Source organism: Legionella tunisiensis (assembly GCF_000308315.1).
Classification (GTDB): domain Bacteria; phylum Pseudomonadota; class Gammaproteobacteria; order Legionellales; family Legionellaceae; genus Tatlockia; species Tatlockia tunisiensis.
Map to the genome: position 1 here is coordinate 1 of NZ_CALJ01000206.1, position 12,553 is coordinate 12,553.

Sequence of the window (12,553 nt, forward strand, 5' to 3'; positions counted from 1 at the left end):
CATACTATGGTACATCAGCAGATGTATAATTTTTTAAATGGTTTTCGCCGCGATGCTCATCCTATGGCTATTATGGTCGGTATAGTCGGTGCCTTATCTGCTTTTTACCATGATTCAATGGATTTAAATAATCAGCGGGATCGTTATATTTCAGCAATCCGTTTAATTGCCAAAATGCCAACCCTTGCTGCAATGAGTTATAAATACTCTATTGGACAACCGTATATGTACCCGCAAAACAAGATGTCTTATGCTGAAAATTTCCTGCATATGATGTTTGGTGTACCTTCTGAAGATATCAAACCCAATCCTATTATCGTTGATGCGATGGATACCATTTTCACTCTCCACGCTGATCACGAACAAAACGCGTCTACTTCCACAGTGAGATTAGCCGGATCAACTGGTGCGAATCCCTTTGCCTGTATTTCAGCAGGAATCGGTGCTTTATGGGGGCCTGCGCATGGTGGAGCAAATGAAGCTTGCCTCAATATGCTGAAAGAAATTGGGGATGTTAAGCATATTAACCACTATATAAAACGCGCGAAAGACAAGGATGATCCTTTCCGTTTAATGGGTTTTGGACATCGTGTTTACAAGAGTTATGATCCGCGTGCAAAAGTGATGCGTAAGACCTGCCATGAAGTGTTGAATGCTGTTGGTGCTCATGATGCTCCCTTGTTCAAACTTGCTATGGAGCTTGAGCGCATTGCCCTTGAAGATGACTATTTTGTTGAGAAAAAACTTTATCCGAATGTGGATTTTTATTCTGGCATTACCTTAAGTGCCATTGGTATTCCTACCAATATGTACACTGTTATTTTTGCCTTAGCAAGAACTGTCGGCTGGATGTCACATTGGATGGAAATGGTTGCCAGTAAATCCAAGATTGGTCGCCCACGCCAGCTCTATACGGGCGAAAAACAACGAGATGTACGCTAAATTCCTTTGACAGCCGGTCTTGTGCTGGCTGTTTTTTATCCTGCCTTGACCATCTGTAAAGCTCTCTGCCACCCACGATAATCTTTCTCCATACTGCTTCTCTCCGTTGTCGCTACAAATTCCTTTTCACAAACCCAATTTTTCTCTAATGCCTCTAATGAATCCACAAGGCCACAGCCTAATGCTGCCAATATAGCCGCTCCTTGAGCAGTTGTTTCTATATCATCAGGCCTTTGTACCGTTAAATGGCATTGTGAGGATAAAAATTGAAGAAACCATTGATTGGCAGCCATCCCACCGTCAACACGTAACAAAGATAAAATCATCTGACTATCTTCTTGCATACAACCTAAAACCTCACGGGTTTGATAACAAACACTCTCTAGAGCTGCACGTGCAAAGTGGGCACGATTAGTTGTCCGTGTCAAACCAATAATTGCGGCTCCCGGCGTTGTTATCCAATGTGGGGCCCCTAGACCAGTGAATGAGGGAATTAAATAAACACCTTCATTGCTGTTAAGACTGTTTGCAAGCAACTCTGTATCAGCAGCTGCTGCAATTAATTTCATTTCATCACGCAACCATTTAACAGTCGTCCCGGCATGGTATATACTACCCTCCAAGCCATAAGCAGTTTTTCCTTTAATTTGGTAAGCGATTGTTGTTAACAAACGATGTTTGGACAAAACAGGTTGAACGCCAATATTCATAAGCAAAAATCCGCCTGTACCAAAAGTTGCTTTTACCATACCGTGTGAAAAACATCTTTGCCCAATTAGGGCAGCCTGCTGATCGCCAACGACACCAGTAATAGGAATCGATGCACCTAAATAATCTTGTTCTATGCTACCGAAATGAGCATCGCTGGCACAAACCTCTGGCAAAATAGCCGGCGGGACTGCAAAAAGTTTTAATAAATCTTCATCCCATCGCCGTTCAACAATATTAAATAATAAGGTTCGCGAAGCATTGGTTATATCTGTTAAATGGGCTTTACCGTTGGTTAAACGCCAAATGAGAAAGCTATCAATTGTTCCGAAGGCCAATTGCCCTCTTGCAGCCAACTCGCTTGCTTTGGGTGCATTAGCCATTAGCCAATGTAATTTACTTGCCGAAAAATAAGGATCAGGCAATAAACCTGTTTTTTTGAATTAATTCTCTGTAATCTAGCAGACTGTCACAAAACACCTGGGTCCGTCTATCTTGCCAAACAATTGCAGGTGCCAGGCATTTGCCTGATTGTTTATCCCAAATTAAAGTTGTTTCGCGTTGATTAGTAATACCGCAAGCAATAATTTTGCTCACATCTACTTCAGAAACAACATCTTGCATAGCCTTTAAAGTTTTCTGCCAAATTTCCTCCGGATCGTGTTCCACCCAGCCTGGTTGAGGGTAAAATTGTGTCAATAAATATTGACTCGAAGTAATTAATTTACCAACACTGTTATACAACATGGCTCGAGTACTACTGGTTCCCTGATCAATGGCAAGAAGATAATTCATTGCGTTTACTTCCCTGATTATGCTATTTAGATTTTCAATACAATTAAAACATTATTTCATTAGAGGAAAATAAAAAACTGATAAAATCAGCCTCTTATAATCCTTAAATTTAACAGCAACCAAAACTATTCTATACGCTTTTTTGCGGAGACCAAACATGGATCAAGTTTTTGATGTGGTAATCATAGGTGGTGGTATTAATGGTTGTGGTATTGCCGCTGATGCAGCTATGCGCGGATTGTCTGTCATCCTTTTGGAAAAAGGGGATCTCGCTTCAAAAACATCATCCAGTAGTTCTAAATTAATCCACGGCGGCCTACGATACCTTGAATATTATGATTTTTCCCTGGTTAAAAAGGCTTTGCATGAACGACAACTGTTATTGAGCCTAGCTCCACATCTCGTTTATCCTCTCCCTTTTGTTTTACCTTATCAACAGGGTATGCGTCCCTCCTGGTTGCTACGAACAGGCTTATTTCTTTACGATAATCTTGAGCGTAAGAATAAGTTGCCACACAGTAAACTGATACGTCGCAACAACCACTCACCTTATTTTCACCGTTAGCTGATCATTTTGCCAAAGGTTTTTATTTTATGACTGTGCAACTGATGATGCTCGATTGACAATTGCCAATGCACTTCAAGCCAAAGAATATGGGGCCTCTATCCAAACAAGGGTAACCGTGACCCATGCCACTGTACAAAATAATCTATGGCAATTAACTGCTAAAAAAAATTCTGGCCAAGAGCAGAGAATCACTGCCAAAGTGCTCGTTAATGCCACTGGCCCCTGGGTTGAGTCGTTCAATAAATTATTAGGTATTCCCAGTAAATTTGAAATCTCTCTAGTTAAAGGTAGCCATTTAGTCGTTCATAAACTCTATGAAGGAAATCATGCCTATCTCCTTCAGCATGACGACAAGCGCATTATCTTTGTTGTTCCGTACCATGGTTATACTATGATAGGCACCACCGATGTGGCTTTTAAAGGCGCTTTAGATGAAGTCTGTATCTCCACTGAAGAAGTCAATTATTTATGCAATCTCGTTAACAACTACTTTCAATGTCGGGTACAGCGAAAAGACATTATCAACAGCTGGAGTGGCGTCAGACCATTACTGGCCTCATTAGGAGAAGATCTCAAAGCATTAAGTCGTGATTACACTTATGATTGCACACACTTACCTGCTCCAGCGCTTACGGTTTATGGTGGTAAAATTACAACTTACCGACAATTGGCGTTGGAATCAGTTGATAGTTTGCAAGCATTTTTCCCCTCACTGAGAAAATCCCGTACAGATTCCATTCCCTTGCCTGGTTCTACCTTTGAAAATTGGACTTATAAAGATTATGCTGCTTATGCACATGAAAAATATTATTGGCTGAACGAATCAATCGTAGAGCGTTACCTGACAAGTTATGGCACCCGCACTGAATTATTGCTATCAGGATGTGAAAAAATGGGTGATCTAGGTCTTCATTTTGGCAATGATTTATATCAGATTGAAGTTGATTATTTACAAAATGAAGAATGGGCTTGTGTTAGCGACGATATCCTATGGCGTCGCACTAAACTAGGCTTGAATTTTGAGCTAGAGCAAAAACAAGCCTTAGAAGATTATTGCCAGCAGCGACTAGTCCTTAATAATTAAATTTCACCTTTATCTATTTTGGCTCGAATTTCGCTGACATCTACACTGACAGCCTGCTGTACCAATTCTTTAAGTGTTGACTCAGGCATACTGCCTGCTTCCGAATAAATAGCAATACCTTGCTTGAAAATCATTAGATGAGGGATCGATCGTATTTGAAAAATTTCTGCCAACTCGGCTTCTTCCTCAATATTGACCTTGGCAAATTCAACAGTCTTATTTTGTTCAGCAACTTTCTCATAAACCATAGCGAATTGCTTACATGGAACACACCATTCCGCCCAAAAATCAATAAAAACTATTTCATGATTCGCAAGCAAACCTTCAAATTGGTCTGTTTTTATAGTGTTGACTGGCATGAGATCTCCCGGGCATTAATCATTAATACAGGATAAAATAGCTTGAAAAATACTATCCACACTACCAACACCTTGCACACGATGAAAATGTGGTGCCTGACTATCATTTGCTTTCGCCCACTGCTGATAATAATTGATGAGGGGCTCCGTTTGTTGATGATAAACGAACAAACGTTGCTTAATCGTTTCTTCTTTATCATCATCCCGCTGAATCAAAGGCTCTCCGGTAATATCATCAACATTATCTTTTTTAGGTGGTTGAAATTTGACATGATAAACGCGGCCAGACGCCACATGTACCCGTCTACCACTTATGCGGTTAATAATTTCCTCGTCAGGAACTGCTATTTCAATGACATGGTCAAGCTTAATTTTCGCATTCTTTAAGGCATCAGCCTGAGGAATAGTACGGGGGAAACCATCAAATAGAAACCCAGCCCGGCAATCATCTTGTTGTAAGCGTTCTTTTACCAAACCGATAATAATTTCATCAGAAACCAATTTTCCAGAATCCATTACTTTTTTAGCGCTTTTACCCAGCTCCGTCCCAGCAGCAATTGCTGAACGAAGCATATCACCTGTAGAAATTTGTGGTATTTTAAAATAATCAATTAACTTAAGTGCCTGCGTTCCTTTTCCCGCACCCGGACCACCTAATAACATTAAACGCATTAATCAGCTCCTATTTGAATTAAGCGATCATCCTACCTTTTCAACACCTGGATGTCATTACTAATCTAACTAACATGAGTTGATACTAAAATAAATTATTCTAATATCGAACTGGACTATATTGATCTGGATCCCGTATAAATGCTGTGCATTTTATGTAGTAACGTTCGTTGAGCGATATAAAAACAGGATCCTATTTTTTATATCGAACTCATATTATTATCTAATCGTCTAAAATCCCTACCTATACCAAGGTTTAGAATTTAGTGAAGATTTACATTGGGTTAATTGCGCTTGATATAAATATGAACGTGCTTTAACTTTACGAGCGACCTGAACCAGCCAAGGCTTCTTTAAATAAGTTCTCTGTTGATAGCCGCCTATCCCTTCATGATAAGCCAGATATAAGCGATACGCGTCATCTCTGGGTATTCCAGCACGGCGATTAGCCTGATTAGCATACCAACCAATAAAATCAACTGCATCGGCAAAAACATCTCGTGAAGCGAAATACCTACCGCCGTCTCCAGCTCTTTTATATAGCCGCCAAGTAGAATGCAGTGCCTGGGAATAGCCATAAGCTGTGGACGGCCTTTTCCAGGGGATAATCCAAAGCAATTTTGTCCGAGGAGGTTTCGCATTAGCATCGAACTTGGATTCCTGATGAATAATTGCCATTTGTACCGAAATAGGAATTCGCCATCGGTGTTCAACATCCTGGGCATCCCAATACCATCTTGGATATTGCTTAAAAATATGGCAAATATTATTAACATCCCTTGGGGGTGGGCTAGCGCAAGATATCAGTAACAGTGAAAAAGCAATAAGCGTTAGCAGTTTTAAATTCATTTTTCTTATTTAGTATAGACTAGAGTTAATGAACGTATTAGTAGCAAAAAAGTAGATAAAATTAAACATTTTTCTTTGTATGTGCCATTTCTTACTTCTTCTGCCTGCGCGAAAAGACACCAATTTAAATCAAATTCTGATAGAGCATTAAAAATTCTTTTGTTTAAAGATATGTCAAACCCACTCCGGGCCAATGGCGTTAATTTAAGAATTTTCTGACCTAAATTCGTTCGCGCTGAGCCCTTCAATGACATCAGAGTGCCTAGGGGCTTTACAACGTCTCGAAGCTTCTGTATCAAGAATTTGGGACGGTGCTTCGCACCGCCTCAGACTAAATGGAACACCTATTATCGCTTGACTTAAACCATTGATCTCAAGCCCAGCTCTTTCATTTCCATTTCCAAATCAGCCCAGCTATGTTAGTTTTAGCTAAAAATATGAACCTACTTATTTCGCTGAGCACTTTTCATCATGAGCATTCTAGTATTTGACATAGAAACCATCCCTGATATTAAAACAGGACAAAAATTATATGAATTAGAAGGACTATCTGATGAGGATACAGCCTCAGCCCTTTTTACTTTACGTCGCTGTAAAACTGGTAACGATTTTTTACCGCACTATCTCCAAAAAATAGTTGCTATTTCTCTGGTACTGAGTCAAGGCTCTCAACTAAAGGTCTGGTCTTTAGGCGATGAGCAAGCCGATGAAAAGGATTTAATTCAACGTTTTTTGCTGGTATTGAAAAATACACACCGACGCTGATTAGTTGGAATGGTGGGGGCTTTGACTTGCCAGTGCTTCATTATCGTGCCTTACTGCATGGTATTTCTGCACCAATTTATTGGGAAACTGGTGAGAATCAACAAAATTTTCGCTGGAATAACTATCTGAATCGCTTTCATTATCGTCATCTGGATTTGATGGATGTGCTGGCTGCTTATCAGAATAAAGCGTTTGCACCTCTGGATGAAATAGCCAGTATGCTTGGCTTTCCAGGCAAAATGGGTATGAGCGGAGCAAAAGTATGGGAACAATACCTTGGGGGAAATTTAAAGAATATTCGTGATTATTGTGAAACCGATGTATTAAATACCTACTGTGTCTACCTTCGCTTTGAATTAATGCGAGGCACACACAATCAAGAAACTTATACTAAAGCTATAGAGAATTTACGTAGCTATCTGCAAAGCGAAAAAGGAAAACCTCATTTGCAAGAATTTTTAGAAAGAATGAAGTAATATTATCTAATGTAGGTTGGACGTCTCGCCCAACAACTTGCAACAATAAAAACCACGTTTTTTGCCTGGTTTTCGCCAAAAATCCGATAATTAATTTGCCTTTTTAGGTTGTTTTTTGCTAATTAATTTTTTCAGCAGGATCGCATCTTCTACACCATTTTCGTCTTGGTAATAGGCTTCCTTGATCGCGTCTTTGCAAAAACCAAATTTCTCGTATAAAGCAAGTGCAGCAACATTGCTGGGACGAACTTCAAGAATAACAGTATCGAAATTAGAATTTACCAAAGAAGAAAGTATTGCTCTCAATAACGAGCGCCCGTAGCCCTTTCTTTGGGCTGAAACCGCTACACATAAGTTGAGAATATGACAAACATTAAAACTATAACGACAGATTACATAACCCTCTATACGCTTTTTAGACTCTATCACTCGGCAATCATATCCAACTAGCACACAATCACTTAAAATATCTCTACTCCACGGAGCTCGATGTGACATCACCTCAATCTCATACACTCTATCAATGTCACTTTGCTGCATTGGACGTATTTTAGGTCTCATATTAGTCCTAAAGATTAGATTGTATTTAGGGGTTGTTGAACATTTCTACTATCTTGATGCTAGCAAAATTTCAACAATCTCTGGTTATTAAAATGCATCTTTTATTAGCGCTAGAAATAATCCTTCTTTCTACTCAAAACAATTAGCCATAGTCTAAATAATCAACACTCAGACTATGGCGATTTAGGGTAAATTACTTTTCTTTTCTTAGGTAAATAAAGATCAGTGATTGTTCCTTCAAACATTTCTGCAGACAAGGCAATAGACTCAGAAAGTGTCGGATGAGGATGAATAGTTAAAGCGATATCTTCCACATCACAGCCCATTTCAATTGCCAAGGAGGTTTCAGCAATTAAATCACCGGCATTTACCCCTACAATCCCAGCTCCCAGAATCCGATCAGTTTCAGGACAGAATAATAACTTAGTCATTCCTTCTTCACGCCCCATACTCAAAGCACGCCCACTGGCAACCCAAGGGAACACTGCTTTTTCGTAGTTTATTCCTTTCTCTTTAGCTTCTTTTTCAGTCAATCCAGTCCAGGCAACCTCTGGATCAGTATATGCAACACTAGCAATACATTTGGGATCAAAATAGTGTTTCATACCAGCAATCACTTCAGCTGCAACACGGCCTTCTGGTATTGCTTTATGGGCTAACATAGGCTGTCCTACCACATCTCCAATTGCAAAAATATGGGAAACATTCGTTCGCATTTGCTTATCAACTTTAATAAACCCGCGCTCATCAACTTTTACACCGGCTTTTTCAGCATCAATAGTGCCGCCGTTTGGCTTTCTGCCCACTGATACCAAAATTTGTTGGAAGCACAAAGGTTTATCAGTAGCATGCTCGCCATCCATAGAGACATAAATACCATCTTTCTTAGCTTCCATCGCAGTAACTTTCGTTTTCAGCAGGATCTTAACGCCTTTTTTCATCATACGCTTGTGTAAAACATTAACCAAATCAATATCAGCTCCAGGCATCAATTGATCCATAAATTCAACCACTGTCACCTCAACACCCAGAGCGGAATAGACAGTAGCCATTTCCAAACCAATAATTCCACCACCTAAGACAAGCAAACTACCTTTGATGTCGGCTAACTCCAAGGCACCTGTTGAACTGAAAATACGTGGATCTTCAGGAATAAAAGGCAAATTAACTGATTCACTACCTACAGCAATGATAGCGTTTTCAAACTCAACCGTAGTAACACCGTTCTTTCCTTGTACAGTTACCTGGTGAGTACCTGAAAATTTAGCAACACCAGTTACTACCTCTACTTTTCGCTGCTTGGCTAGAGCATTCAGTCCACCTGTTAATTTGTTAACAACAGAGTTTTTCCAAGCAACAATTTTTTTACTATCCAGTGTGGGTTTACCAAAACTGACACCCTGATCAGCCATTTCATGGCTTTCATCAACCACTTTAGCGATATGAAGCAAGGCTTTTGAAGGAATACAACCAACATTCAGACAAACACCGCCTAAGGTATTGAAGCGTTCAACTAATACTACTTTCTTGCCTAGATCGGCAGCACGGAATGCTGCTGTATACCCCCCAGGACCACTACCTAATACCACCACATCAGCTTTAATATTTGCAGTCATTTCACGCCTCATATTTTTAAAATCTAACTTCTATCTTTTATTAGCTTATTCTAGAGCTATTATAATAAAATTCGTCGAATATCGCTGAGTGAATCAGCAATGAATCGAGTAAAACGCGCAGCCTCCGCACCATCAATAACCCGGTGATCATAAGACAATGATAAAGGCAGCATCAATCGTGGTTTAAATTCTCCCTTGTCATAAACAGGCTTCATACTGGAGCGGGAGAGCCCTAGAATCGCCACCTCAGGACTATTTACAATCGGCGTAAAAGCCGTACCACCTATCCCTCCGAGACTCGAAATGGTAAAACAACCACCATTCATATCAGCAGGCATCAATCCCTTATCCCGAGCTTTCGCACTTAAACGAGCCATTTCCGCAGCAATGCCGCTAACCGTTAGACGATCAACATCTTTTATAACTGGAACAACCAAACCATTTGGCGTTTCAACAGCAATCCCAATATGACAATAGCGCTTATAAATTAAATTCTCACCACTTGCATCCAGTGACGCATTAAATTGTGGATATACCGCTAGCGCTTTACTCACTACCTTGGTTACGAAAGCAAGCATCGTTAATTTGAAACCACTTTGCTTTGCATGTTCCGCTTCTGATTTTCTAAATGTCTCAAGCTCAGTAATATCTGCTTCATCAAATTGAGTCACATGAGGAATAGTAATCCACGAACGATGAACATTAACGCCAGTCAAGCGTTTAATTTTATTCAAAGGCTTAACATCAATTTCGCCAAACTTGGAAAAATCAATTGCAGGTGCACTGGGAAGTGCAAAACCACCCGTAGATGGCTTTTCGCTCAATCTGGCCTTTACATAGGCCTGCACATCTTCTTTCATCACTCTCGATTTTCGCCCGCTTCCTTTCACCTCATTAAGGTTTACTCCCAACTCCCTAGCGAGACGACGAACCGCCGGGCCCGCAGAGACAGTTGTTCCAGCGCTTTCCGTATCTACTAAATTTGATTTTTCAAAACTAACCACAGCAGGTTGTGCTACTGTCTTTTCTGGAGCTGGCTCTTCTAACTGGCTTGATGATTGCACTTCTGTATCGTTTATCTGCTCTGCATTTAATACAAGGATCAAAGCACCCTGTGATACCTTATCCCCTACTTTTAAAGCAATACTATCAATAACTCCCGCCGCGGGCGAAGGAATATCCATCGTTGCCTTATCACCTTCCAGGGTAATAAGTGATTGATCCTTGGTAATAGATTGACCCGGTTTGACCATAATTTCAATAACATCAACATCAGTCGCGCCACCAATATCAGGTATACAAACCTCCTGGCGTTGTGAGATAGTTTGCGATTTTAGGCTTACCACTTCCGTTTTTGATATTTTTTCTTCTTTTTCTGGGAATATAGATGAAGCAACTGTAGAAGGTTTTTTTCCTCAACTTTCAGCTGTTCTCCAATCAAAGTTAAAATGACATCACCCTCAGAAACTTTATCACCAACCTTAACTTGCAACTGTCCAATTTTACCGGCCTGTGGCGAAGGAATCTCCATACTCGCCTTATCAGACTCCAACGTAATTAATGGTGTATCTACGCTTATTTCATCCCCTGGTTTAACCATTATTTCAATGACATCAACACCTGTTGCGCCACCGATATCGGGGACCTTAATCTTCATCTCATCTGCCATAGTTATCCTCAGCAAACAGGTAAACTGCAATTTATTTAACCAAATTTAATGTTACAAGAACATTAGATAAACCTGGGCATCAACTCAACTCGTATAGTCATGCAATAAATAAACAATGTAAAATTGTAGAGCTATACGAGAGGAATTGAGAATGCTCCTAGTGAGTTACTGGATCCTCTTTTTCACTTTTAATGCCATAACGTTTCATTGCATCAACAATCGTTGATTTAGGCATTTCTCCTTGCTGCACTAACGCATCTAAAGCAGCTAGAACAATGAATTTAGCATCCACTTCAAAGAAGTGGCGTAAGCGCTCACGCGTATCACTGCGTCCATATCCATCAGTGCCAAGTACTACATAAGGCGCTGCAATGTAAGGTCTTATCTGATCAGCATATAAGCGCATATAATCTGTAGCAGCAATCACAGGCCCTTTACGGTCGGCCAATTGCTGGCTGACATAACTTTGCTGTGGTTTAGCATTGGGATGTATACGATTACGCCGTTCAACAGCCAAGCCATCACGTCTTAACTCATTGAAACTCGTAACAGACCAAATATCCGCAGTGACAGCAAAATCATCTTGAAGCATTTGTGCTGCCTTGATAACTTCCCGTAGAATAGTTCCGCTACCCAACAGTTGCACATGTTTTTTGCTCTTTTTCTTACTCTCTTGTAAGAGATACATACCTTTGAGGATACCCTCTTCAACACCTGCTGGCATTTCAGGATGGGTGTAATTTTCATTCATTACGGTAATGTAGTAGAACACATTCTCTTGTTTCTCATACATCCGTTGTAAACCATCGCGAATGATTACAGCTAATTCATACGCATAAGTTGGATCATAAGCAACACAATTCGGAATAGTTGACGCCATTAGATGACTATGACCATCCTGATGCTGCAAACCTTCACCAGCCAATGTTGTACGCCCAGCAGTACCTCCCAAGAGAAATCCACGTGCCTGCATATCACCTGCTGCCCAAGCCAAATCACCAATGCGTTGAAAACCAAACATTGAATAATAAATATAGAAAGGTATCATTGTTAGTTTGTTGGTACTGTAAGATGTTGCGGCAGCTATCCATGAGCAGAAAGCTCCTGCTTCGTTAATACCCTCTTCCAGGATCTGACCGTCTTTTGCTTCACGATAATACATCACCTGCTCATGATCAACGGGTGTATAAAGTTGTCCAACCGGAGAATAAATACCAATTTGACGGAACAAACCTTCCATACCAAAAGTCCGACACTCATCCGGAACAATCGGTACAATGCGCGCGCTTAATTCTTTATCCTTCAATAAAACCGATAGGATGCGTACAAAGGCCATGGTCGTTGAAATTTCCCGTTCACCCGTACTGCTGGTAATTGCAGAAAAAGCTGATAGCTCTGGAATTTTTAGTGGCTCTGCATCTGTGGTACGAGCAGGCAAATAACCGCCGAGAGCTTCACGCTGTTTACGTAAATACTTCATTTCCGGACT

The 12,553-nt window shown here is 40.4% G+C and carries 10 protein-coding genes and 3 pseudogenes; 4 read left to right on the plus strand and 9 right to left on the minus strand.

What is annotated here, in order from left to right:
• Window positions 1–942: citrate synthase (gltA, locus tag BN58_RS12335; protein WP_019217103.1), on the plus strand; the 942-nt coding region annotated here is incomplete at its 5' end.
• 35 nt (window positions 943–977) lie between these two features.
• Here the strand turns inward: gltA and glpK are convergent.
• Window positions 978–2,445: pseudogene (gene glpK / locus BN58_RS24935) on the minus strand (glycerol kinase GlpK).
• A 157-nt stretch (window positions 2,446–2,602) separates the two neighbouring features.
• Between glpK and BN58_RS36180 the strand changes: the two are divergent.
• Entirely contained in the window at window positions 2,603–3,010 is a 408-nt protein-coding gene (locus tag BN58_RS36180; RefSeq protein ID WP_269570261.1) for an FAD-dependent oxidoreductase, read from the plus strand.
• 55 nt (window positions 3,011–3,065) lie between these two features.
• Window positions 3,066–4,097: a glycerol-3-phosphate dehydrogenase gene (gene glpD, locus BN58_RS24940; RefSeq protein WP_269570262.1), complete on the plus strand. Its 1,032-nt coding sequence runs from the start codon at window positions 3,066–3,068 to the stop codon at window positions 4,095–4,097.
• Here glpD and BN58_RS12350 read toward each other — a convergent pair.
• The 3 genes from BN58_RS12350 to BN58_RS12360 form a co-directional block, all read right to left on the minus strand.
• Complete coding sequence (locus BN58_RS12350; protein WP_019217104.1) at window positions 4,094–4,456, minus strand: thioredoxin family protein; 363 nt, start codon at window positions 4,454–4,456, stop codon at window positions 4,094–4,096. The two genes, glpD and BN58_RS12350, sit on opposite strands and share 4 nt — an antisense overlap.
• Window positions 4,457–4,471: 15 nt before the next feature.
• On the minus strand, window positions 4,472–5,128 hold the full coding sequence (gene adk / locus BN58_RS12355; RefSeq protein WP_019217105.1) for an adenylate kinase: 657 nt from the start codon (window positions 5,126–5,128) through the stop codon (window positions 4,472–4,474).
• A 240-nt stretch (window positions 5,129–5,368) separates the two neighbouring features.
• A complete protein-coding gene (locus BN58_RS12360) occupies window positions 5,369–5,977 on the minus strand; it encodes a transglycosylase SLT domain-containing protein (protein WP_019217106.1) in 609 nt (202 codons plus the stop codon).
• A gap of 471 nt (window positions 5,978–6,448) precedes the next feature.
• On the opposite strand from BN58_RS12360, the pseudogene BN58_RS24945 reads away from it, so the two are divergent.
• A pseudogene (locus BN58_RS24945) lies at window positions 6,449–7,218 on the plus strand (3'-5' exonuclease).
• 90 nt (window positions 7,219–7,308) lie between these two features.
• On the opposite strand, the gene rimI reads toward BN58_RS24945, so the two are convergent.
• The 5 genes and pseudogenes from rimI to BN58_RS12395 form a co-directional block, all read right to left on the minus strand.
• A complete protein-coding gene (gene rimI, locus BN58_RS12375) occupies window positions 7,309–7,779 on the minus strand; it encodes a ribosomal protein S18-alanine N-acetyltransferase (RefSeq protein WP_019217108.1) in 471 nt (156 codons plus the stop codon).
• Between the two features lie 173 nt (window positions 7,780–7,952).
• Window positions 7,953–9,395 carry a dihydrolipoyl dehydrogenase gene (gene lpdA, locus BN58_RS12380; protein ID WP_019217109.1) on the minus strand — a complete coding sequence of 481 codons (1,443 nt, stop codon included), beginning with the start codon at window positions 9,393–9,395 and terminating at the stop codon, window positions 7,953–7,955.
• A 59-nt stretch (window positions 9,396–9,454) separates the two neighbouring features.
• A complete protein-coding gene (aceF, locus tag BN58_RS12385; protein WP_019217110.1) occupies window positions 9,455–10,741 on the minus strand; it encodes a dihydrolipoyllysine-residue acetyltransferase in 1,287 nt (428 codons plus the stop codon).
• Window positions 10,742–10,838: 97 nt separating this feature from the next.
• Window positions 10,839–11,064: pseudogene (locus BN58_RS34240) on the minus strand (biotin/lipoyl-containing protein); the annotation flags it as partial.
• A 157-nt stretch (window positions 11,065–11,221) separates the two neighbouring features.
• A partial coding sequence (locus BN58_RS12395) for a transketolase-like TK C-terminal-containing protein (protein WP_026069445.1) occupies window positions 11,222–12,553 on the minus strand: 1,332 nt, incomplete at its 5' end.